At 36.8% G+C, this 21918-nt stretch carries 26 protein-coding genes and 1 tRNA gene; 14 read left to right on the forward strand and 13 right to left on the reverse strand.

Annotation, left to right across the window (positions count from 1 at the left end):
* Positions 1 to 36: 36 nt before the first annotated feature.
* The 3 genes from resB (at position 37) to BLW93_RS02125 (ending at position 2553) form a co-directional block, all read left to right on the forward strand.
* Positions 37 to 1398: a cytochrome c biogenesis protein ResB gene (gene resB / locus BLW93_RS02115; RefSeq protein WP_076712468.1), complete on the forward strand. Its 1362-nt coding sequence runs from the start codon at positions 37 to 39 to the stop codon at positions 1396 to 1398.
* Positions 1391 to 2398, forward strand: coding sequence for a c-type cytochrome biogenesis protein CcsB (gene ccsB, locus BLW93_RS02120; RefSeq protein ID WP_076712469.1), 1008 nt, complete (start codon positions 1391 to 1393; stop codon positions 2396 to 2398). Before resB ends, ccsB begins: the two co-directional genes overlap by 8 nt.
* 80 nt (positions 2399 to 2478) lie before the next feature.
* Positions 2479 to 2553 (forward strand) — tRNA-Val (locus tag BLW93_RS02125).
* A 1-nt stretch (position 2554) separates the two neighbouring features.
* Here BLW93_RS02125 and BLW93_RS02130 read toward each other — a convergent pair.
* The 6 genes from BLW93_RS02130 to BLW93_RS02155 all read right to left on the reverse strand — a co-directional run bounded on the left by BLW93_RS02130 (position 2555) and on the right by BLW93_RS02155 (position 6596).
* Positions 2555 to 4129 (reverse strand): AMP-binding protein, encoded by a 1575-nt coding sequence (locus tag BLW93_RS02130; protein ID WP_076712470.1) that lies wholly within the window; start codon positions 4127 to 4129, stop codon positions 2555 to 2557.
* 62 nt (positions 4130 to 4191) lie between these two features.
* A complete protein-coding gene (locus BLW93_RS02135; protein ID WP_076712471.1) occupies positions 4192 to 4479 on the reverse strand; it encodes an RNA-binding S4 domain-containing protein in 288 nt (95 codons plus the stop codon).
* Positions 4409 to 4714 carry a hypothetical protein gene (locus BLW93_RS02140; RefSeq protein WP_076712472.1) on the reverse strand — a complete coding sequence of 102 codons (306 nt, stop codon included), beginning with the start codon at positions 4712 to 4714 and terminating at the stop codon, positions 4409 to 4411. Before BLW93_RS02140 ends, BLW93_RS02135 begins: the two co-directional genes overlap by 71 nt.
* Before the next feature lie 55 nt (positions 4715 to 4769).
* A complete protein-coding gene (locus BLW93_RS02145; RefSeq protein WP_076712473.1) occupies positions 4770 to 4964 on the reverse strand; it encodes a 4Fe-4S dicluster domain-containing protein in 195 nt (64 codons plus the stop codon).
* Positions 4961 to 5818 carry a bifunctional methylenetetrahydrofolate dehydrogenase/methenyltetrahydrofolate cyclohydrolase FolD gene (folD, locus tag BLW93_RS02150; protein WP_076712474.1) on the reverse strand — a complete coding sequence of 286 codons (858 nt, stop codon included), beginning with the start codon at positions 5816 to 5818 and terminating at the stop codon, positions 4961 to 4963. Before folD ends, BLW93_RS02145 begins: the two co-directional genes overlap by 4 nt.
* Positions 5802 to 6596 (reverse strand): TIGR00282 family metallophosphoesterase, encoded by a 795-nt coding sequence (locus tag BLW93_RS02155; protein ID WP_076712515.1) that lies wholly within the window; start codon positions 6594 to 6596, stop codon positions 5802 to 5804. The genes folD and BLW93_RS02155 overlap by 17 nt, the downstream gene beginning before the upstream one ends.
* 122 nt (positions 6597 to 6718) lie before the next feature.
* Between BLW93_RS02155 and hypD the strand changes: the two genes are divergently transcribed.
* The 10 genes from hypD to BLW93_RS02205 all read left to right on the forward strand — a co-directional run bounded on the left by hypD (position 6719) and on the right by BLW93_RS02205 (position 15714).
* Positions 6719 to 7792 carry a hydrogenase formation protein HypD gene (gene hypD / locus BLW93_RS02160; protein WP_076712475.1) on the forward strand — a complete coding sequence of 358 codons (1074 nt, stop codon included), beginning with the start codon at positions 6719 to 6721 and terminating at the stop codon, positions 7790 to 7792.
* A gap of 107 nt (positions 7793 to 7899) precedes the next feature.
* Positions 7900 to 8985 carry an HD domain-containing phosphohydrolase gene (locus BLW93_RS02165; protein ID WP_076712476.1) on the forward strand — a complete coding sequence of 362 codons (1086 nt, stop codon included), beginning with the start codon at positions 7900 to 7902 and terminating at the stop codon, positions 8983 to 8985.
* Complete coding sequence (locus BLW93_RS02170; RefSeq protein ID WP_076712477.1) at positions 8982 to 9320, forward strand: hypothetical protein; 339 nt, start codon at positions 8982 to 8984, stop codon at positions 9318 to 9320. Before BLW93_RS02165 ends, BLW93_RS02170 begins: the two co-directional genes overlap by 4 nt.
* 5 nt (positions 9321 to 9325) lie before the next feature.
* Entirely contained in the window at positions 9326 to 11560 is a 2235-nt protein-coding gene (locus BLW93_RS02175) for an ATP-binding protein (protein WP_076712478.1), read from the forward strand.
* A 32-nt stretch (positions 11561 to 11592) separates the two neighbouring features.
* The gene (locus BLW93_RS02180; RefSeq protein ID WP_076712479.1) at positions 11593 to 12489 is read left to right on the forward strand and encodes a fibronectin type III domain-containing protein; all 897 of its coding nucleotides are present in this window, start codon (positions 11593 to 11595) and stop codon (positions 12487 to 12489) included.
* 3 nt (positions 12490 to 12492) lie between these two features.
* Positions 12493 to 12834 (forward strand): histidine triad nucleotide-binding protein, encoded by a 342-nt coding sequence (locus BLW93_RS02185; RefSeq protein WP_076712480.1) that lies wholly within the window; start codon positions 12493 to 12495, stop codon positions 12832 to 12834.
* A gap of 9 nt (positions 12835 to 12843) precedes the next feature.
* A complete protein-coding gene (gene tmk / locus BLW93_RS02190; protein WP_076712481.1) occupies positions 12844 to 13461 on the forward strand; it encodes a dTMP kinase in 618 nt (205 codons plus the stop codon).
* Entirely contained in the window at positions 13451 to 14269 is an 819-nt protein-coding gene (locus BLW93_RS02195; RefSeq protein ID WP_076712482.1) for an AAA family ATPase, read from the forward strand. Before tmk ends, BLW93_RS02195 begins: the two co-directional genes overlap by 11 nt.
* Position 14270: 1 nt before the next feature.
* Positions 14271 to 14861 carry a class II aldolase/adducin family protein gene (locus BLW93_RS02200; RefSeq protein ID WP_076712483.1) on the forward strand — a complete coding sequence of 197 codons (591 nt, stop codon included), beginning with the start codon at positions 14271 to 14273 and terminating at the stop codon, positions 14859 to 14861.
* Entirely contained in the window at positions 14848 to 15714 is an 867-nt protein-coding gene (locus BLW93_RS02205) for a prephenate dehydrogenase (protein WP_076712484.1), read from the forward strand. The genes BLW93_RS02200 and BLW93_RS02205 overlap by 14 nt, the downstream gene beginning before the upstream one ends.
* A 9-nt stretch (positions 15715 to 15723) precedes the next feature.
* Here BLW93_RS02205 and BLW93_RS02210 read toward each other — a convergent pair whose 3' ends face one another.
* A complete protein-coding gene (locus BLW93_RS02210; protein ID WP_076712485.1) occupies positions 15724 to 16866 on the reverse strand; it encodes a sensor histidine kinase in 1143 nt (380 codons plus the stop codon).
* Entirely contained in the window at positions 16856 to 18163 is a 1308-nt protein-coding gene (locus tag BLW93_RS02215; RefSeq protein ID WP_076712486.1) for a sigma-54-dependent transcriptional regulator, read from the reverse strand. The genes BLW93_RS02210 and BLW93_RS02215 overlap by 11 nt, the downstream gene beginning before the upstream one ends.
* 107 nt (positions 18164 to 18270) lie before the next feature.
* Between BLW93_RS02215 and BLW93_RS02220 the strand changes: the two genes are divergently transcribed.
* A complete protein-coding gene (locus BLW93_RS02220; RefSeq protein ID WP_076712487.1) occupies positions 18271 to 18774 on the forward strand; it encodes a BCAM0308 family protein in 504 nt (167 codons plus the stop codon).
* A 38-nt stretch (positions 18775 to 18812) separates the two neighbouring features.
* Here BLW93_RS02220 and BLW93_RS02225 read toward each other — a convergent pair whose 3' ends face one another.
* The 5 genes from BLW93_RS02225 to BLW93_RS02245 are packed head-to-tail and all read right to left on the reverse strand — an operon-like array spanning position 18813 to position 21912.
* The gene (locus tag BLW93_RS02225) at positions 18813 to 19136 is read right to left on the reverse strand and encodes an ATP synthase F0 subunit C (protein WP_076712488.1); all 324 of its coding nucleotides are present in this window, start codon (positions 19134 to 19136) and stop codon (positions 18813 to 18815) included.
* 30 nt (positions 19137 to 19166) lie between these two features.
* Positions 19167 to 19829: a F0F1 ATP synthase subunit A gene (gene atpB, locus BLW93_RS02230; protein ID WP_076712489.1), complete on the reverse strand. Its 663-nt coding sequence runs from the start codon at positions 19827 to 19829 to the stop codon at positions 19167 to 19169.
* Positions 19790 to 20185, reverse strand: a complete 396-nt coding sequence (locus BLW93_RS02235; RefSeq protein ID WP_076712490.1) for an ATP synthase subunit I — start codon at positions 20183 to 20185, stop codon at positions 19790 to 19792. The genes atpB and BLW93_RS02235 overlap by 40 nt, the downstream gene beginning before the upstream one ends.
* Entirely contained in the window at positions 20178 to 20426 is a 249-nt protein-coding gene (locus BLW93_RS02240; protein ID WP_076712491.1) for an AtpZ/AtpI family protein, read from the reverse strand. Before BLW93_RS02240 ends, BLW93_RS02235 begins: the two co-directional genes overlap by 8 nt.
* Position 20427: 1 nt before the next feature.
* A complete protein-coding gene (locus BLW93_RS02245) occupies positions 20428 to 21912 on the reverse strand; it encodes a sensor domain-containing diguanylate cyclase (RefSeq protein WP_076712492.1) in 1485 nt (494 codons plus the stop codon).
* Positions 21913 to 21918 lie beyond the last annotated feature (6 nt).

The following is a 21918-nucleotide window of genomic DNA, read 5'->3' on the forward strand; positions in this document are numbered from 1 at the left end:
AATCATTAGCGATGAATACAGACAGCGGAGGACTTAATGCTCAAATCACTATATAGACTTTTCAGCTCAGTAAAAGTTGCCATAATAATTCTTCTCTCTCTTGCCGTAACTTCTATCATCGGAACAATCGTAGAACAGCAGCAAAATCCCGATAAGTATCTGAGAGAATACGGAGAGGTAACCTACAAAATATTTAAATTTTTAGGATTCACTGATGTTTACCATTCCTGGTGGTACATTTTGTTGTTGGTACTCCTCGCAATCAACCTCACAGTTTGCTCTATAGAACGTCTTCCGAAAATATGGAAAATAGCAAAAAATCCAAAAAAGAAGCTGAGAGAGGGAGCCGAAAACGCTTACAGATTGGTGCACAAGTTAACATTATCTGCAAGCAATCCGGATGAAGTAGCCGAAAAACTTGTCTCCATTCTAAAGCAGATGGGATACAAGCCTGAAAAAGTTCCATCTGACGAAGAGAACACAAAGTATGTATTTGCAGATAAACACGTCTTTGCAAGATTCGGAGTATATATTGTTCATGCAGGTATACTGATAGTCCTCGTGGGAGGGTTGTTAACCGCTATCTTCGGATACAGAGGTTATATGAACCTTGCCGAAGGTTCTAAAAGTAATCTTGTAACCTTATTTGGGAACGGAAAGATCATAGAGCTTCCTTTTGAAGTTCAGTGTGACAAATTCACCATAGATTTCTACCCTTCCGGAATGCCTAAAGCCTACATTAGCGATCTTGAAGTTATAGAAAATGGAAAAACCGTTAAAAAGCAGCGAATCGTTGTCAATACTCCACTTTCATACAGAGGAATCTATTTCTACCAGGCAAACTATGGAAAGGGAAGAGTTTACTTCTTCAAAAAGGTAAATCAAAAAGCAAAAGAACAACCTATAATAGACGCTTTAGGACAACCTTTTTACGTAGGAAAAGGAAAAGACGGCATCAAATATTACCTGTCACCAGTAGCAATGGACGGGCAGTTTATATTTGTAGATTTAATAACCCAAAACGGAGAAACGCTGGCACAGGCAAAGATGACATCCGGACAGTGGTATAGAATCCCTCAGACTGGGCAATTTGTAGCTATCGGTGGAGCCGACAATGCATTTTACACAGGTTTGCAAGTTTCCTACGACCCAGGCACATGGGTCGTATGGGCAGGAAGCACCATAATGGTAATAGGGCTTTTTGTGGCTTTCTTTATACCTCATAAGAGAATTCTTGCAAGAATTAGGCAGGTTAAAGAAGATAAGGTCAATATTGTAATAGCAGGTAGAACAAATAAAGGGTTTGAATCCCTTGAGAAAGATATGGAAAAAATCTTAGGGGTTCTTAAGTCTTCATACTGTAATATTTTAGCCCCTAAGGAGGAAAACCATGATTAATTCTGTCCAGCTCTTTAACATTGGAATGGTGGTTTTTCTTGCTGCTTCTGTCTTCTACACCATTCATGCATTTTCAAAATCAGAAACAGCCGGAAAAATTGCTACTTACCTTTCACTCCTGGGTGTCGGTGTCCAGGGTGTAGCATTTGTAGTAAGAGGAATGGAAAAAGCCAGGCTTAACATGGTAAGTGACTGGCTTGCATTTTACAAGTATGCACCTTTCACCAATATGTATGAATCCCTAATGCTCTTCGGATGGTCAATAGTGATCATCTATCTCATATTCGAGAAAAAATACAAAAACAAAATCTTCGGAATGTTTGTTCTTCCTCTGGCAGTAATCTCTGAAGCTTCCACACAGATTTTAGGTTTCAACCCTGAAGCACAGCCTCTGGTTCCTGCTCTCCAGAGTAACTGGCTTCTGTTTCACGTCGTAACAACCTTTATCGGATACGCAGGCTTCGCAGTAAGTGCCGGAGTAGCATTTGCCTACTTTGCCAAAAGAGAAGACACCAATAGAACCGACTGGGCTGTTGTTTTCCTGACAACCGTTTTCACCGTATTCTTCATCATCTACTCAGCTTACAGAACCAACCTTCTTATGTTTTTAGCTATATCAGTAGTAGTAGCAGGACTTTTTACACTCTTTCTCATGTGGCTTAACAAGAGTAAATACTCCAAGTATCTACCGCCAATTGAAACTCTTGAAGATATTATGTATCAATCTGCAGCTGTGGGATTTGTGTTTTTAACTATCGGAATCATACTGGGTGCAGTATGGGCTAAATATGCGTGGGGCGGTTACTGGTCATGGGATCCAAAAGAGACATGGTCACTTATTACGTGGCTTGTCTATTCTGCATACCTGCATGCAAGATATATTAAAGGGCTCTCTGGAAAACCGCTCGCATACTTCACAATCATTGGATTTTTATGTGTAATCTTTACATACTACGGAGTAAATCTCATTTTACCTGGACTTCACAGCTACGCACAATAAAAAAAGCCCGGTTTTACCGGGCTTTTTACTCAAAAACTTGCAACAGAAGAGATTTAGACTATATTTTAGAAGCGTCATATAGGACCGTAGCTCAGTGGGAGAGCGCCACCTTGACGCGGTGGAGGTCAGGGGTTCGAAACCCCTCGGTCCTACCATTTAAATCTCCTTGTACATATCCGGAAGCATAAATCTCCTTAATTTTCCTATTCTTGTTCTCGGAAGTTCTCTATCTGTTAATTTAAACTCCTTAACTTTCTTATAAGACTGAAGATGTCTTGTCGTTCTTTTCACTTCCTGCTTTATAAACTCATGAATATCTTCTACGCCTTCCTCTATTAAAAGTTCAAAATCAGGTCTGATAATAGCCTTGATAACACCATCTTCTTCAAAAACGCCAACTTCAAGGATATAGTTGCTCTTAAAAATTTCATTTTCAATATCTTCAGGATATACATTCTTACCGTTATCAAGCACAATAACATCTTTTGCACGTCCGGTAATGTGAATAAAACCATCATCATCAATAAAACCTAAATCTCCGGTATAAAACCATCCATCTCTTATAACCGCCTCTGTCTCTTCAGGACGGTTGTAATAACCTTTCATCACATTATCGCCTTTAACTACAATTTCTCCGTTAACTATTTTTACTTCAACACCTTTAATCGGCAGTCCTGCCGAACCTATCTTCTTCTTATCAGGTCTATTAACAGAAACAAGGGGAGATGTTTCTGTAAGACCATAACCCTCCAAAATATTAAAACCTAATGCTTCCAGACCTTTAGCAACTTCAACATTCAATTTAGCTCCACCAGAAATCATAAACCTTAAAGACGGTCCTATCTTTTTATGAACCTCTTTAAACACCGCTCTTTGAAGCTTCTTTATGCCAACTTTCTTAAACAACTTAAGAGCAGAATTGACGATACTTTTCTTTGGACCTGAAAGTTTTCCTATTTCCACCATTATATTATGGTAAATAACCTGATAAAGCTTAGGAACACCTACCATAATGGTTACGTTCTGTTCCCTTATAGTAGAAAGTATGTCGTTCGGCGTAAGCTTCTCTATAAAAGCAACGGGGAGAGCTTCTACAATAGGTAAAATTGCCGTAACAAGCAGCGGGTAGGTATGATGGAAAGGTAAAATGGCGGCAAAACGGTCATTTTCTCTCAAAACTCCCGTATCTTCTATTCCTTCAATGTTATGATTAAGATTCTTATAAGTAAGCATTACACCTTTAGGATTCCCTGTAGTTCCCGAGGTGTAGAGAATAACAGCCACTTCATCAATATCTGGAACTTTAACCGTTAAAGGTTTATCTTCGTCAAAGGAGAGTTTATCTACATTAATAACAGCCGGTTTATAACCAAGTTTCTTTACTGCTTTTTTAACCTTCTCTTCATTGGCAGACGAGGTAATTATGTAGCGGGGCTGAGCATCCCTGAATATGTTGAAAATTTCTTTTTCTGAGAGAAGATAATCCGAAGGAACAGCAATTCCTCTCTTAAATATTACAGCAAATAGAGAAGCTATCCATAACGGAGAATTTTCCATGAAAATAACCACTCTATCCTCTTCGTTCAACTCGGACAATTTATCCTGAATAGTGGAAATTCTTTTTTTTAAATCTTTAAAAGTCAAAGGAATATACTTTCCATTTTTTTTATCAATAAGCACCACCTTATCCGATTTTTTTTCTAGATTTTCCACCACTCTTTCAAGAAACATAAACAGACCTCCAGTCAAAGAATATTAGAAGCCGCTTTATTTTACAACACTTACTGGAAGAATCAAATAAGGTCAACAATATCTGATATAGACTTTTTTTTATCTTCAATTATTCTTATTAATTCACGTGCCGTTTTTTTCGAAACGTTCTTTCCCGCAGGAATAGCTTCTATTTTAAATTTCAAGTATCTGTTAACGGTATCTATCTCTATAACATCCCCTTCTTTAACCTCTTTTGAAGCTTTCACCACGGAACCGTTTAATCTTACAACTCCTTCGTCACACAGTATCTTCGCCTGACTTCTCCTCTTTACCACTCTTGAAAGTTTCAGAAACTGATCTATCCTCACTCTTTTTGCCTCTCCTGAAAGAGATAGAAAATAGCCTTGTTAAAAGAGAAAGAAAAGCTGCCGTTAAAAATCCGGCTATATACGAAACAACAATCAGCATAAAAAGCTTTGTCTTATAAGCACCTATAAAAGGAATTACAACATTAACATCCTGGAAATTTGAAAGTGCAAATAGAGAAACGGCTATAACAATTGCTGCAATAAAAATAGAATAAATAAGCTGTTTAAATGTCATTATCCAATCCTCCGAAAAATTCTAAAGTTAAATTTATTACTTCGGAGGGGAATAATCATTCCAAAATTTTAATTTCTATTGCATCGGTAGGGCAGTTTTCTTCACATATCCGGCATGCCATACACCTGTCAGGATATTCCACCACTGCCTTCCCTATATCACTCATTTCAAACACATCTACGGGACAGACATCTACACAAATACCACAACCGGTGCAAAGTTCAACACGAATGTAAGGTATATTTTTCAAATTCCCTCTCTTAACTTAAACGCTTTAACCGTATTATACATTAACATGGCTATTGTCATAGGACCAACTCCGCCGGGAACCGGCGTAATGGCAGAAACCTTTTCCTTCACATTTTCAAAATCAACATCTCCTACAATTTTTCCGTTAACTCTGCTGATACCAATATCAATTACTACCGCTCCCTCTTTAACCATATCTACTTTTATAAGATGAGGAACTCCTGTGGCAACACACAAAATATCTGCCCTCAACGTGTAAGATTTCAAATCTTCAGTATAAACGTGACACACAGAAACAGTAGCGTTCTTATTAATCATCATATTGGCAAGAGGCTTACCCACAATATTGCTATGACCTACCATAACCGCATTTTTTCCTTGAAGTTCTATACCATAAGCCTCAAATATTTTCATAACTCCATACGGAGTGCAGGGCATAAGCCCCTCATCAAAAAGGCCAAGAACAACTTTACCCATATTGACAGGATGAAAACCGTCAACATCCTTAGCAGGGTCAATCAAATTTATTATTTTTTGAGAATCCAAATGTCCCGGCAAAGGGAGTTGAACCAAAATACCGTCAACATCTTGTTGCTCGTTTAATGCAATAATTATATTTTCAAGCTCTTCTTGAGAAATAGAAGCCGGCTTTCTTATACCTATAGAGGTTATACCTATCTCCTCACAGGCTTTTTCTTTATTTCTCACATAAATCTGACTTGCGGGATCCTCTCCTATAAGAACAACAGCTAATGTTGGTGGACGCCCTATACGTTCTTTCAAAACTCCCACTTCCTCTTTTAACTTCTCTTTTATCTTTGCCGCAAGGGCTTTTCCATCAAGAATAGTTGCCATCTTCACCTCTTATGTAAATTTTTTGTATTCTCTCAAAAGAAACTGCTTTTTTACTTTCCAAATCAAGCTCAAAAGAAACACCACATACCTGAATTTTAGACGGTTTCTCCGGAACCTTAAAGCGGACTGGCAACTGCTTGATAAACCTATCGATGCTTTCCGTCAAATCCATACCTATAACAGAATTAACAGCACCGCACATTCCTGCATCTGTTATATACAAAGTACCCTCAGGCAAAAGTCTTAAATCAGCTGTTTGAACATGGGTATGAGTCCCAAAAACAGCACAGGCCCTACCATCAACATAGTAACCAAATGCCTGCTTTTCTGACGTCGCTTCTGCATGAAAATCCACTATAAAAACATCATCGGGAAATTGATCATAAATTTTGTCAAAGGCTTTAAAAGGATTATCAAGACACTCCATATATATTCTACCCATCAAGTTAAGCACCATAACATTAAAACCACCAAATTCAAATCTAATAAAACCCTTTCCAGGAGTTCCTTCGGGATAATTCAACGGACGGAGAATAGGATAGTTATCCATAAAGTTGAAAATCTCCTTTTTATCCCAGGTGTGATTACCCATTGTTATAACATCAACACCTTGAGAAACAAAAGTCTTTGCTATTTTTTCCGTTATTCCAAAACCGGCTGCAGCATTTTCACCGTTTACAATACATAAATCATAACTGTTTCTGTTTTCCTCAAGCCATATCTGAAGCGCCTTTCTACCTGGCCGGCCGGAAATGTCTCCTAAAAAAGCAATCCTTATAACGGATGACAAAACTCACTCCTAAAAGCAGGAATCAGTGGAATTTTACGACAATATCGGGATAAATCCAAGAAAAGAAACAGTTATGTTAAAATTTCAGATATTTAAGGAAGGAGGCTTTTATGAACATAGAGAAAGTTCTTAAAGTTTATGACAATCCTGAAAAGCTAATCCATTTAATACATGAGCTTGCACCTAAAGATAGAAAAGTTAAGATAATGAATGTCTGCGGCTCTCATGAACATACAATTACGTTTAGCGGTATGAGAAGTTTAATGCCCGAAACGATAGAGCTGGTTCCGGGTCCCGGATGTCCGGTATGTGTCTGTTCAGAAAGCGACATAATCAATGCAATAAAACTTTCTCAAAGAGATGACACCATACTACTAACCTACGGAGACATGCTTAGAGTCCCTACAAAAATAGGTTCTATCAGAAGTGAAGGGAAAAACTATAAAATGATAAGCGCTCCACACGAAGTCTTAAAAATAGCCAAAGAAAATCCTGACAAAAATATCGTATTTTTCTCAATAGGCTTTGAAACAACAACGGCTCCAACTGCGGCACTTATAGAGATGGAACTTCCGGAAAATGTAACAATACTTACATCACAAAAACTCACTCCTGAAATAATGGAAATTCTTGTAAAGGACAGTGAAGTTGGAGTTGACGCTTTTGTAGCTCCTGGACATGTTTCAGCAATAGTCGGTGCCAATGCATGGAAAAGATTCCCAGAAAACTACGGAATACCAACTGTCGTTGCAGGCTTTGAACCTGAGAACCTGCTTCTCGCGTTCACAGTAATACTTGCCCAGATAAAAGACGGAAAACCCAAACTGGAAAATGTTTACAAAGGTGTTGTCAAAGACGAAGGCAATAAAAAAGCACTCGAGCTTATGTATAAATACTTCGAAAAAGCCGATGTAAACTGGAGGGGGATAGGATACATTCCAAAATCCGGACTTGAACTAAAAAAAGAATATAACAATATCAACGCAAGAGTTAAATTCAATCTTCCCGAAATAAAAGAGGAAAAGATATCAGGATGTATATGCGACAAGATTGTCCTTGGAAAAGCTTACCCTTCACAATGCAAACTATTCGGCAAAGTATGCACTCCAAGAACACCAAAAGGACCCTGCATGGTCTCCGGTGAAGGAGCCTGTAACATATGGTATAGAGCTGGAAATCAATAAGTAAAAATATTTAAATTTCTAATAAATAGGAAAAGTTGCAATTTGGGGGGATTGGTATTATCTTTTTTCTGAACGGTTATTCACCCACTTAAATTGAGGATTGCTACATGGAAAAAACTATAAGGATCTTAATCGTTGATGACGAACCTTTCAATATAAATTTAATGAAAAAACTTGTCGAAAAAGCCATTGACAAAGTCTTCTCTATTTTTACTTTTGACATAAAAGCCACAACATCATCAAAAAAAGCACTTGAAATTATCAAAACAAACAGACCTCATCTTGTAATAACAGACATTATGATGCCGGAAATCAGCGGATATGATCTTATTAGAGAAACACGCAAAGACTACAACATGGAAGAGTTGAAAATTATAGTTGTTACTAGCCTTGAAGATAAGGAATCCCGCGTAAAAGCACTTCTCTTAGGAGCAAATGACTATACAGTAAAACCGGTTGATTCAGTAGAATTTCCAATAAGAATAATGAATAACATAAAACTAATTGAAAACTACATTCTATTAAAAGACAAAACTTTACTTCTTGAAAACGCTGTCGCCGAAGCGGTAAAAGAAATAAGAGAAAGGGAGGAAGAAATTATCTTCCGCCTTGCAGCGGTAACAGAATACAAAGACCAATTCACAGGAAACCACATCAAGAGAGTAGCAGAGTATTGCAAATTGATAGCAGAAAAATACGGATGCGATAAAAAATTCATCGAAGATATATATTTAGCTTCTCCACTCCACGATATAGGAAAGATAGCCATTCCAGAAAGCATTCTGGGAAAAAGAGGGAAACTTACGCCAGAAGAATGGGAAATAATGAAAAAACATACCATTTACGGTGTTGAGATACTTAAAGGAACCAAAATACCACTGTTAAAATTTGCTTCAAAAATAGCCCTTTACCATCATGAAAAATGGAACGGCAAAGGATATCCGGAAGGATTGAAAGAAAAGGAAATTCCTCTTGAAGCAAGAATAACCGCCATAGCAGATGTATTTGACGCTCTAACATCTGTCCGGCCTTACAAAAGGGCATATTCCTTCGAAGAAGCAATGGAAATCGTAAAATCGGAAAGAGGCAAAAGTTTTGACCCTGAATTACTGGACGTCTTTGTCGAAAATGAGAAAAAAGTAAGAGAGATCTACGAAACTCTTTCAAAAACGGAAGAGAGGGAGGCAGTATGACACAAATTAACCAGAAAATGATTGAAAATATAAATAGGAAAGCTAAAAAACATCTTGAAGGATTTGGATTCGAAAACGATGACATAAACGAACTCATAGAAGACGGTATAAATTCAATAAAAAGCAAACTGTTTCTCATAGAAAAAGCACTAAAAGAAAAGAATGCCGAGACTTTAATAAAGATAACACACGCTCTTAAAGGCATTCTTCTAAATATGGGAATGAAAAACGAAGCGGAAGAATTCAGAAAAGTCAAACGTCTATATGAAAAGGATAACAGTTTTGACAAACTTGAAGAACAGGTCAGAAAAGCGATAAGTAAACTTGAAGGATAAAGCTTATGAAACAATTATCCTTAAGGACGAAACTTTTACTCCTCGTAATAGTATCACTGTTTGCTTTCCTGATTAATTTTTCATACATGCTTTTTTACAGCTACAAAGAATACAGAAAAAGCCTAAACAATCTACAATATTCACAAATTACTCTCTACCTCGTTGACTTCATAAATGAGGCAGAAAAAGAAAGAGGTCTATCTACAATATACGTTGCCTCTCACGATAAGTATTTTCGCAACAAAATGTACGAAGAGAGAAATATATTTGACGCCAAATTGGTAAGATTAGAAGAAAATCTAAACAATTCCTCAATTCCTATATCAAAAACCATCAGAGAAAAACTGGAAAAAGATATTTCAAATCTTGAAAAAGTAAGAAAAACGATTGTCGAAAAGAGACCTGACTATAATGTAATTTTTTTATACTACTGCAACCTCATAGAAAACCTGTATGACTTTTTCAAATATAAAGAAGCGCCATCTAAATACTCTAACTTTATCTACCCGCTCGACAGACTGAAAAATATAGAAGGAAAACTAAGGGCCTATATAGGCGTAGGCCTTTTCACCGGATTTGACAAAGATCTCCTTAAAAATATAGAAAAAGCACTATACGAAAAGCACATAGTGTTAATATCTCACATCCCTCCCAATATAGAAGAAAGACTTGAAAAAATACAAGCATTGCCGGAAGGACAAAAAATTTACTACACCATCGAAGCAGTTTTACACAAAGAAAAACCCAGTATATCCGCAAAAGAATGGTGGGACATAGAAACACGCTACATAGAAAAATTAAAAGATTTTGAAGAAAAAATAGTAAAACAAGAAATCCAGACTGCAATACAGACTGAAAAAAAAGCGAAAACAAACTTTATTCTCGCACTTTTATTCTTAATATGTTTCCTCGCAATACTGATCTACTTCTTCTTCACAATTATCAATGACATATACAAAAACATAAACGACCTTAAAAAAGTTCTATCTCACGCAACAGTCGGCAAATTTGACATAAAAATGGACGAAAATATTCCTGGAGAAATGGGAGAAATTGCCAGAAACATAAACAAACTTCTGGAAGCGTTTAAGAGATTTGCTTACAACGAAAAAATATTTATCGCGTCAGTATCTCACGAACTAAGAACACCTCTTAACGGAATCATAGGCTTTCTTAACCTGCTGCTAAAAACAGACCTTACGAAAGAACAAGAATCCTATGTGAAAAACGCGGAACTCTCTGCCCATCAACTTGTAGAATTGATAGAAGACCTTCTTGACACAACAAAAATTCAAACCGGCCAGATAGAACTTAAAGAGGAAGAATTTGATCTAAACCGCGTTATTCAAGACGTTATCGTTTCTACATCAACAAAGAAAAACGCAAATCTTGAGATAAGATGCAAAGTTCCACAGTTTGATACTTTATTTATAGGTGACAAAAAACGGATAAAACAGATCTTTTACAACCTGGTATCAAATGCATGTAAATACACACAAAGAGGGTTTGTCGAAATAGGTGTTAAAGAAATGAAAGATCTTAAAGACAAAATCGAAATCACTTTCTACGTGAAAGATACCGGTATAGGAATACCTGAAGACAGAAAGAAAGATCTTTTCAAACCTTTCGGTAGAGTTTGCACAAAAGAAACTCAAGGAGTAAAAGGCACCGGTCTGGGACTGTATATTTCCAAAACATTAGCAAAACTTATGGGAGGAGATATCTGGTTTGAATCAAAATACGGAAAAGGTAGCACTTTTTATGTTTCTCTTAAACTGAAAAAAGGTAGAGCAAAAACAGAAGAAGAGAAGAAAACAGCACTATCCATCGATGAACTTCAAAAACACTATGACTTTTCAAACTTTAAAGTATTGGCCGCAGAAGACGAACCAATTAACAGAAAGCTGTTCCAGAAAATTCTTGAAAAGAACTTTAATATTAAAGATATAGATATGGTAGAAAACGGCGCTGAAGCTTACGAAAAGGCTGTTAAAAACAATTACGATGCTATATTCCTCGATCTTCAAATGCCTGTAATGGATGGTTTTGAAGCACTTGAAAAAATGAGAAAAGCCGGAGTCAAAACTCCGATATACATGCTTACGGCAGATGCTTACAAAGATACAGAAATAAAAGCCAAAAAACATGGGGCAAACGGTTACATAACAAAACCGATAAACGTTGATAAACTTTACGAAATCTTTATAGAAATTAAAGAGAAGAAAGAAAAAGAAAATTAATGTAAAATTCTTCCTACACAACGGGAGGTAACGTGAAGCACGTTTTGATTATTATCGGTTTTCTTCTCCTGTCATCCTTTAGCACCTGCGGTAGAAGAGGAACCCCCCTACCTCCCAGGGACTTTCACCCACTGCCACCTGACAAAGTTAACTTTCAGCAAGTTGTATCAGCTCCGCTAATTTACTGGAATCCCCCTGCAAAATTTGTTGACGGTGAAGCAATTCCTCTGAAAGAAATAAAAAAACTTAGCTATATAATTGACATCGACTTCGGGAAAAAGGTTTTCCAGACATCAAAAACATTTTTTAAATATAAACCTCTCCCTGTAGGAACAAAAGTGTGTTTCAGAGTAGCAGCAATTTATAAAACTTTCAAAGGAGATTTTTCTGAACCTACATGCAGAATTATAAAAACTTCTATTAAACAACCACCCGTGGTAAAAGAGATAAAGGCCGGAGACGACTCTGTCAAAATCAAATTCGGGAAACTAACCTACAAGACAATAGAAATATTCAAATCTAACGGCAAAAATTTCAATCCGATAAAACCTTACAAAACAATATCAAGCACTATTTTTATAGATAAAAACGTAATCAACGGAAAAATCTACTTCTACAAAGCACGATACGCCAATAATGAGCTAAAAGGACCTTTTACAAAAACTTTCTTAGTAAAACCGGTTGACAACATCCCGCCGGCACCGCCGGAAAATCTGATCTTGATAACAGATCACATCTGCTACCTTGTATGGGAACCTTCCACATCAAAAGATGTAAAGTATTACAAAATTTTTTATAATGGTAAGTGCATCGGACAAACGACCGGCCTAACATTCACCATTAAAAACTGCCTAAAAGGCACTTACAGAATCGGTGCTGTTGATAAGGCAGGTAACATTACATTATCAAAACCTGCAGTCAGGAGGTAAAAAATGTGTATATTTTGTAAAATCGTCAACAAAGAAATTCCTGCAAAAGTTGTATATGAAGATGACAAAGTCATGGCATTTCACGACATCAACCCACAAGCACCCATCCATATTTTAATTATCCCCAAGGAGCACATCCCAACAGTAAACGACCTTGAAGAAAACCACAAGGAACTAATAGGACATATCTTCCTCGTGGCAAAGAAAATAGCTAAAGAGCTGGGAGTTGATGAAAAAGGATACAGAATGCTTGTGAATTGCAACAGCGACGGAGGACAGGAAATTTACCATATCCACTTCCATCTCTTTGCAGGAAAACCACTCGGCCCGATGATTTGTAAGTAGGCGGTAAAGATGTTTATCACTTTTGAAGGAATAGAAGGTTCCGGAAAGACCACACAGGCAAAGCTTTTGCACGAATGGCTTATTGATAACGGCTACGAAGTAATACTAACAAGAGAACCGGGTGGAACACCGGCTGCCGAAGAAATCCGGAAATTTATACTCTCAGACAGAGAAGAACCATTTCCCGAAATAGCCGAATTGATGCTTTATATGGCTGCCCGGTCTTTCCATGTTCAAAATCTCATAAAACCAGCCCTTAATTCGGGGACAATAGTAATCTCTGATAGATTCTCAGACGCAACACTGGCATATCAAGGATACGGTAGAGGACTCTCTTTAAAAGATATAAGCCACCTGAATAGTCTTGCAACAGAAGGACTAAAACCGGACATAACATTTTTAATAGACGTTCCTGTAGAAATCGGAATGTTAAGGATAGAGGGAAGAGAGCACGACAGAATAGAAAAAGAAACACTAATTTTCCATGAAAAAGTTCGAAAGGGATACCTGCAAATAGCAAGTGAAAATCCAGAAAGAATAGTTGTCATAGACGGCACTAAAAGAACAGAAGAGATATTTGAAGAAATAAGAAAAAACATAGAGAGAAGACTTAAAAATGGGATTTAGCACAGTAATAGGACATACCGAACAACTCCATATTATAAAAGAGCTGATCGAGAAAAACGCTTTTCCATCCTCTGTTTTATTTTCAGGTCCAAAAGGAATAGGAAAAAAACTTGTGGCTGTTGAAACGGCTAAACTTCTAACCGAAAACTCATTTGGAATAAAGATTATCGGAGAAGATAAACCACCAACTATCGATGAAATACGAGACAGTTCCTCATGGCTGTTTAAAAAACCTCAATACTCTTCAAAAAAAGTCTTAATTATAGACAATGCTGAAACTATGAAAACAGAAGCTGCAAATGCACTCCTTAAAACACTGGAAGAACCACCCAGCTATGCAGTAATAATTCTAATAACTTCAAATGAAAACTATTTACTTCCGACTATACGTTCGCGATGCAAAATATTCCGCTTCGGAAAACTAACTGAACAACAGGTAAAAACAGTCCTCCAAAACCTTGGTATTCAATACGATGAAAGAATCATCAAAATATGCGGTAACAGTCCTGGAAAAGCAATAGCTCTGGTAAATAGTAAAGTTCCTGACCTGATAGCTGAACTGATAAAACTCTTAAAAGAAAAAAAGCTATATGAAAACATCACCTCTTTTTCTGCCAATTTTTCATCCATGTCAAGAGAGGAAACAGAACTGTTCATTGATGCGTTAGAATTGCTTTTATCCGAAAAGAAAACATTTCTAAAATGGTTCGAACCACTGGAAAAAGGAAGAACCTTTCTGAAATTTTACGGCAGGCCCCGAAACGTTATTGAATGGATCTTAATAAATATTACCGAAAACGGAGGCTAATGTGGAAAACGAAATTAAAAAATTAAAAGAAAAAATAATAAAAATCGGAAAATTGATTTTTGAAATGGGACTTACAGACAGTCATGGAGGCAACATAAGTGCAAGATACAACGAATACATTCTGATCAAAAAGTCCGGGAAAATGCTCGGACGTCTTACAGAAAATGACATTGTAATCACGACATTAGAACCTAACGAAAAACTTGACAGAGAAGCATCAATAGAATTAAAAGTTCACAGAAACATCTATAAACAACTACCTGAGGTAAAAGCAGTAGTCCATGCTCACTCCCCCTATACCGTAGCTGTTTCCCTGACGACAGATGAAATTGTTCCTCTTGATTCGGAAGTTAAATTTTTACTTGGAACTGTCCCCATCCTATCCGCAAAAAACGTTATAAGCTCCGATGAAGTAGCCGAAAAACTTCCAGAACTTCTTAAAAATTGTAAAATTGCAGTGGTAAAATCACACGGGCCATTTTCAACTGGCAGAACGCTGGAAGAGGCATTTAAATACCTTTCTGCCGTAGAAAACTCATGTAAGATAATATCCATAGTTAAATCAATGGAGAGACAGAATGTGGGACTTTAAACATATATCAATCATAGGTTTAGGACTTATCGGAGGCTCTTTTGCTCTTAATCTAAAAAAACACGGTTTTCCCGGAAAAGTAACGGCCGTTGACCTGAATCCCGAAGCCATTGAAAAAGGTATAAACCTAAAAGTTATAGACAACGGAGACACAACAGGAGATGTTTTAAAAGAAGCTGACCTTATAGCTATCGCAACGCCTGTAGGAGTTTACAAAAATGTTTTAAAAACCATCAGAGAAAAAATTAATCCAGAAAAGAACATAATCGTAACCGACCTTGGAAGCGTGAAAGGGAATCTGGTTTACATGTGTGAAGAAGAGCTTAAAAACGTTGCTCGTTTCGTAGGCGGACATCCAATAGCAGGAACAGAAAAGTCAGGTGTTGAAAACAGCATCGAAGATCTGTTTAAAGGTGCAAAGTTTATCCTGACACCGACAGAAAATACAGACACGGAAGCAAAAGAAAAGATTAAAAAACTATGGCACAACCTTGGTTCAAGAGTTATAGAAATGGATCCTTACTACCACGACAAGATATTTGCATCTGTCAGCCATCTACCTCATGTTGTTGCATATTCCATAGTGGATGCAATAGACATTCTTTCAAAACAGTTAAATGAAGACCTCTTTATGTTCACAGGAGGCGGCTTCAGAGACTTCACAAGAATTGCAATGAGTGATCCAGTAATGTGGAGAGACATCTGTATGGAAAATAGAGAAAACGTTTTAGAAGCGATAAAAACGTTCAAAGACTCACTAACTCACGTGGAAAAACTGATAGAAGAAAATGACAGAGAAGGCTTAAAAGCATTCTTTGAAACGGCAAGGAAGAAAAGAAACAAAATATCTTAAACTGACATATCAAGCAATATTTTGAGGAATCTCAATTAACATAATCGTCCATCCATCCTTAACATAAGCCTCAAGCCTACCACCGTGAGCCTTAACTATTCGTCTTGAGTTATAAAGACCGAGTCCGAACCCTCCTTCCTTAGTTGTTTTAAAAGGTTTAAAAATCTCATCGGGAAGATAGCCTCCGTTGTCTTTAATGTAAACTCTGACAAGATTACCATCCTTTTCCACAGCTATTTCTACCATTCTGTCTCCTTCCTTTTCGGCAACTGCTTCAATGGCATTTTTTATAAGATTCCTTAAAACAATTAGAAACTTATCCTTATCAATAAAAACCGGAATATCAGCATTAACGTTTAGATTTATCTTTACCTCTTCTGCCTGAGCAACATCAGAAAATTCAGAAACGACATCAAATAACAACTTTCTAAGGGAGACCATCTCTCTATTTAAGACGATAGGTTTATTAATCTTTGAAGCCTCTTCTACGAAAAGACCAAGTTTCTGCACTTCACTTTGCATTAATCTGGCATACCTTGATGACGACTCTTTGCTAACTCTATAAGCAAGCATATTCAGGCGACTCAAGGCATTTTTAACTTCATGAAGAATAGAAGAAATAGCTATCGATACACTTTTTAATCTCTCTTTCTCGTGCTTTTCCTTGTCAAAAGATAACTTTTGAGAAAAATAGAGCCTTAAAGAAAAGGCAATTCCCAAAAGTAGCAAGATGTTTATCAAAAGTCCTACAAGAAATTGAAAAAGGATATGTCTATTTATCTCTTTCCTGTAAGAGGTATCAAAAAAAAGATAAAGTTTGAAAGGTTGAGAACTAATCTCTATTTTTTCAAAATCACCGCTAAAGTCAGAACCGGGAACTACTATTTCTCTTCCTTCAAATTCAACCTTAATACCCTTAAGTAATCTGGAATTTTCAACATAAGATGAGAGACTCTCTATAGGATCACCACCTCCACCGACCGTACTTGCAACAAGAGATTTAACCCTGTCTGCCTCATTTTTAACAGCAATCTGAAAAAAAGAATTCCATTCAAGCCTCAGTCTGTAAAAGTTATAACTGAAAAATACCATCAAAAGTGCTGTAAGAAACAGTGGAATTAAAAGATAACTTTTCTCTTTTCTATATTCCATACTTTTTCCGTTTATACCTTAAAGATTTCTCATCTATTCCAAGTAGCTTTGCTGCCCTCGTTTGAACAAAATTCGCTTCCTCAAGAGCATTTAAAAGAATAGCTTTTTCTATCTCATCAATGTAATCTGGAAGCCTTTTTCCAGGAGGAAGAACACAAGAAAAAACAGATTCCTTTTTATTAATTCCAAGATGTTCAGGTTTTATCTCTCCATCCGCAACAAGAACAGCCCTATGCAAAATATTTTCAAGTTCTCTAACATTACCGGGAAAATCATAAGACAGAAGCAAATCAATAGCTTCAGAAGAAAGAGCAATCTGCTTACCATACTTTCTGGAAAATCTGTTTATAAAATAACCAGACAGTTCAAGGATATCCTCTTTTCTTTGCTTTAAAGGAGGTATTTTCACTCTAAGCACATTAAGTCTGTAAAAAAGGTCCTCTCTAAACTTTCCCTCTTTAACAAGGTCTTCTAAATTTCTATTTGTTGCTGCAACAACCTTAACATCAACTTTTTTTGTTTCAAGACCGCCAACCCGTCTAACTTCTTTCTCCTGCAAAAACCTCAAAAGTTTTGCTTGAAGAGAGAGCGACAGATCCCCTATCTCATCAAGAAAAAGAGTCCCTCCATCGGCTTCTTCTATAAGTCCCGGCTTAGATTTGACAGCTCCAGAGAAAGCTCCCTTTTCATACCCGAACAACTCACTCTCAAAAAGATTCTCAGGAATAGAAGTGCAGTTTACCGGAACAAATTTACCTTTTCTTCCACTCTCTTTATGTATATATCTCGCTATCACTTCCTTACCTGTTCCGCTTTCACCGGTTATAAGCACCGGAGCATCGGCCTTTGCAAAAAGGGAAGCCATTGAAAGGATTCTCTCCATAACAGGTGAAGCAAATATAATTTTATCTTTATCAAGCAGAGCCCTCCTTAAACGAGAAAGCTCACAACACTTTTTAACTAAATTAATTAAAACATCTACATCATAAGGTTTCGTAATGTAATGAAAAGCTCCCAACTTTATGGCTTTAACTGCATCATCAATATTTGAAAAAGCAGTTACAACTATAACTTCAACATCTCTTACTCTCTTTACAGACTTTAGAAACTCTATCCCTGATTTTCCCGGAAGTCTAACATCGGTTATAACTACATCAATATTTTCTTGTCCCACAAGCTTTTCGCCCTTTTCTGCAGAATGAGATGAAAAAACGATAAAACCATTCTCAACAAGAATATCAACCAACAATTCCCTCTGAATTTTGTCATCTTCAATAACAAGTATTTTGCATGCCATAAATAACCCCTTTTGTTTAATTTACCTTAAGCCAAAAAGAAAGGCAAGAAATGCAACAAAAATTTATAGCCCTATATTTAATATAAAAGGGGAAAAGGAGGTAACCTATGGGACACAACTATATCCCTGCTACAAGAAAGGAGTACACATGGGAAAGCGAAAATCCCTACTACGAAGGGCAAAAATATCCGGAGCCAACCGTATGTCCAGAGTGCGGTGCCGTTTTTAAAGACGGAAGATGGCAGTGGAAAGAGGATATTAAAGAGAAATTACCTGATGATGTTAATGAAGCACTTTGTCCTGCATGCAGAAGGAAGAAAGACCATTACCCAGGCGGAATAGTTATCCTAAAAGGAAAATTCTTAAAAGAGCACAAAGAGGAAATTTTAAATAGAATCAAAAACGTCGTTGAAGACGTTTCGGCATTAAGGCCTCTTCAGAGAATCCTATGGATGGAAGAGAAAGATGACGGAACAATAGAAATAGCAACGACCAGCGAACACCTTGCAAGACATATAGGGGAGGCAATCAACAGCGCCTTTAAAGGAAATTTCGAGATTAAATATAATGAAAATGAAAAGTTTGCAAGGGTTATGTGGAAAAGAGACTGAATTTATAGGAAAGGCGGGCCTTCCTGCCCGCCTTAATATTAAAACACGAAGAGAAGAATAAGTGCAACAACGAGAGCGTAAATAGCAAGAGCTTCGATAAGGGCAAGACCAATAAACATGTTTGTTGTAAGTCTTCCAGCTGCACCAGGATTTCTTGCAATAGCTTCCTGAGTTCCTTTAAGACCAAGACCCTGTCCAACACCAGCACCGGCTGCACCTCCACCAATAGCAAGACCTGCACCGATTGCTGCCGCAGCTTTAATTGAAGCAGCTGATGCACCACCTTCTCCAGCCATAGCAGGAACAATACCTGCAAGCAGAAGGAAAAGTGTGTAGAGAAGGCTTTCCTTCTTAATTTTCATGTCCTACCTCCATAACCTCTTAGTGTTCTATTAGTGCTCTTCCTCTTCGGAGTGTATTGCAAGAGAAAGGTAAACAACTGTCAGCATACAGAATATGTACGTCTGAAGAAAACTGTTTCCAAAAACAATAGCAAGACCGAAAACAGGTACAAGTAAAGGCACCATTTTAAGGAGAACCCATACAATCATCTCATCACCGTACATGTTACCGAAAAGACGCAGAGAGAGAGAAAGAATCCTTGAAATATGAGAAACAACTTCAATAGGGAACATCAAAGGTGCAAGAGCTTTTACAGGTCCCATAAAATGCTTAATGTAGTTAAAGAGCCCTTGTTCTTTAACTGCTACAATGTTGTAAGCAATAAAAGCAATAAGAGCAAGTGCAACAGTCGTATTCAAGTTTGATGTCGGCTGATGAGCTCCCGGAATCAAACCGACCAGGTTTGTAAAAAGAATAAAGAAAGCAAATCCACCAACAAGCGGTAAAAATGAAAGCCCTTTTTCTTCACCGATAGCATCTGAAAGAACGCCCGCTATGAAACTGATAAAAGCTTCAAAAAGGAACTGAATCTTTCCAGGAATCTTTTTAAGATTCCTGCTTACCAGGAAAGAAATTACGATTACAAAAGCCATGGTAATCCATGTCCAGTAGACTATCGGCCATGCGATGAGTTGTGCTCCTCCATGCTCCATCCGCTCCTCTCCTTTAGTAGAGTAGTTATCGTTATTGTGAAGGCAAAAGTAGCCCACACAGCACCGCTAATTATAGCAAACATAAAGTTTGGCGCAAGCCTAATACCTAAATAAAGAAGGGGGAAAATTATAAAGTATCTTAAGAGCATTCCACCAAAAGTTACACTTCTCTGAAAAGATTTTTTCATAATTAACGAAGAAGAAAATCTAGCAAAAATGAAAAAATCAAGGATAATCACAAAAAATCCATATATAAAAGAAGCTGCATTAGTAAAATTAATTCCCCTCCACAACAAAAATACCAACATACCCAAAATGCCAGCAACGAAAAGTCTAGAAAAAACTTTTTTATACATCTTTACTGTCTCCATTACTACTATATCCTTCTTTAACTGCCATGTAAATATTCTTAAACCCCGCTGCAAGACCAATAAAAAGCCAGATTATTGTCATCCATGGAGATGTTTTTAACCATTTATCAAGATAATAACCCACAAAAAAACCGATAGCTACGGCAAATGCAAAACTTAAACCTACAGTTGATAAAGAAGCATCCTTTATATCCTGCTGCGTTATCTTAAATCTTTTCTTAGCCATTTCAACCCTCAATTTCTATGCGATTTTTACCTTTTTGCTTCGCCCTATAAAGAGCAACATCAGCCCTGTGGAAAAGGGAATCCATATTATCTCCATTCTTATAACCGGCAACTCCAGCACTAAAAGTAATTTTAACCTTCCCATCTATCTCCGGCACATAAACATCTTTTAGCCGCCTTTTTATTCTCTCAACAATCTGAACTGCTGTTTTTAGATCGGTTTCCGGAAGAATAAGTCCGAACTCTTCTCCACCTATCCTGGCAAATGTATCAAAGCTCCTTACAGTTGATGAAACAGACTTCGCAAAATTTTTAAGAACCAGATCTCCTGCCACATGCCCATAAGTATCATTAATATTTTTGAAATCATCAAGATCAAAAATAACAAAAGAGAGAGGCCTTCCTGTCCTCTTTGCCCTCTCTATCTCTTCTTCAAACTTCTTGGAAAAATAGAGTCTGTTGTAAATACCTGTTAGCGGATCCGTAGAGAGATTCACCGACAACTGTCTGGCAATTTTCTTAATATTCTTTGTAAGACTTCCAAGCTCATCATCTCTCTGACAAAACTCATCAAGATTTTCAAGGGCATTAAAATCACCCTCCGAAAGTCTTTTAAGCGATGAAGTAATACTTCCAAATGTTTTTTTCATTGCATCATTAATAGAATTAGCTACCAAAGAAAAAGCACCTATATAAACCACAAGAATAACTACCACAATTAAAATAAATAATCTGTTCATATTTTTAAAAATGTTAATTACAAGCATATCCTCATAAAAACCAAACAGACCAACAATTTTATTATCTATATCTTTCATAGGAAAGGTATAGATCAAATCACTGGCTTTCAACACTTTAACGCTAGGAACAGCCTTTATACGAGCAGACAGAATTTGACCATACATCTTTAACGTCTTACCATTAACCTCATGAGCAAAATAAATAAACCCATAGGAAGCCACACTTCCATCATTCCAGCATAAAGGTAAAACACCAACATGATAAATTCTGCCCCCATAGATATGGAAAAATATAACAGGTTTTCCCGGTTGACCTTTTCTAAACCTTCTCTTTATAAAGCTGGATACTTTTAACACTTCTACTCTGGAAAATATGAGATTTTTAACATATACAGGATAATTTTTAAAATTATACACCCCGTAAGAGCTAAATTGAGAAGTTACCATATCATCATCTTCAAACATTTCTTTTATCCAGCTAACATTCTTCAGCTCAATATTATGAATCATATCGTCCCACATACCAAAACTATTAAGCATATTTCCTATTTTTTCGTCACAAAGATGAAGAAGGGCAGGGAAAGCTCTTTTTATCCTACAATATTCTTTCTTCTTTATCTCTGATTCCATCTTTTTAATTACAAAAAAATCAGATACACCCGATAATAAAGCAGACAAAGCCACTAAAATAAGAATCATAAAAAGAGTTCTTCCTATAAAAGAACGTTTAATGTTCTTATATTTCAATTCTTC

This window comes from Desulfurobacterium indicum (genome assembly GCF_001968985.1).
GTDB classification, from domain to species: domain Bacteria; phylum Aquificota; class Aquificia; order Desulfurobacteriales; family Desulfurobacteriaceae; genus Desulfurobacterium_A; species Desulfurobacterium_A indicum.

Coding starts and splice junctions, on each gene's coding strand:
- resB (WP_076712468.1), top strand. CDS start 37: ATGCTCAAATCACTATATAGACTTTTCAGCTCAGTAAAAGTTGCCATA.
- ccsB (WP_076712469.1), top strand. CDS start 1,391: ATGATTAATTCTGTCCAGCTCTTTAACATTGGAATGGTGGTTTTTCTT.
- BLW93_RS02130 (WP_076712470.1), bottom strand. CDS start 4,129: ATGTTTCTTGAAAGAGTGGTGGAAAATCTAGAAAAAAAATCGGATAAG.
- BLW93_RS02140 (WP_076712472.1), bottom strand. CDS start 4,714: ATGACATTTAAACAGCTTATTTATTCTATTTTTATTGCAGCAATTGTT.
- folD (WP_076712474.1), bottom strand. CDS start 5,818: ATGGCAACTATTCTTGATGGAAAAGCCCTTGCGGCAAAGATAAAAGAG.
- hypD (WP_076712475.1), top strand. CDS start 6,719: ATGAACATAGAGAAAGTTCTTAAAGTTTATGACAATCCTGAAAAGCTA.
- BLW93_RS02165 (WP_076712476.1), top strand. CDS start 7,900: ATGGAAAAAACTATAAGGATCTTAATCGTTGATGACGAACCTTTCAAT.
- BLW93_RS02170 (WP_076712477.1), top strand. CDS start 8,982: ATGACACAAATTAACCAGAAAATGATTGAAAATATAAATAGGAAAGCT.
- BLW93_RS02175 (WP_076712478.1), top strand. CDS start 9,326: ATGAAACAATTATCCTTAAGGACGAAACTTTTACTCCTCGTAATAGTA.
- BLW93_RS02185 (WP_076712480.1), top strand. CDS start 12,493: ATGTGTATATTTTGTAAAATCGTCAACAAAGAAATTCCTGCAAAAGTT.
- tmk (WP_076712481.1), top strand. CDS start 12,844: ATGTTTATCACTTTTGAAGGAATAGAAGGTTCCGGAAAGACCACACAG.
- BLW93_RS02195 (WP_076712482.1), top strand. CDS start 13,451: ATGGGATTTAGCACAGTAATAGGACATACCGAACAACTCCATATTATA.
- BLW93_RS02205 (WP_076712484.1), top strand. CDS start 14,848: ATGTGGGACTTTAAACATATATCAATCATAGGTTTAGGACTTATCGGA.
- BLW93_RS02210 (WP_076712485.1), bottom strand. CDS start 16,866: ATGGAATATAGAAAAGAGAAAAGTTATCTTTTAATTCCACTGTTTCTT.
- BLW93_RS02215 (WP_076712486.1), bottom strand. CDS start 18,163: ATGGCATGCAAAATACTTGTTATTGAAGATGACAAAATTCAGAGGGAA.
- BLW93_RS02220 (WP_076712487.1), top strand. CDS start 18,271: ATGGGACACAACTATATCCCTGCTACAAGAAAGGAGTACACATGGGAA.
- BLW93_RS02225 (WP_076712488.1), bottom strand. CDS start 19,136: ATGAAAATTAAGAAGGAAAGCCTTCTCTACACACTTTTCCTTCTGCTT.
- atpB (WP_076712489.1), bottom strand. CDS start 19,829: ATGGAGCATGGAGGAGCACAACTCATCGCATGGCCGATAGTCTACTGG.
- BLW93_RS02235 (WP_076712490.1), bottom strand. CDS start 20,185: ATGTATAAAAAAGTTTTTTCTAGACTTTTCGTTGCTGGCATTTTGGGT.
- BLW93_RS02240 (WP_076712491.1), bottom strand. CDS start 20,426: ATGGCTAAGAAAAGATTTAAGATAACGCAGCAGGATATAAAGGATGCT.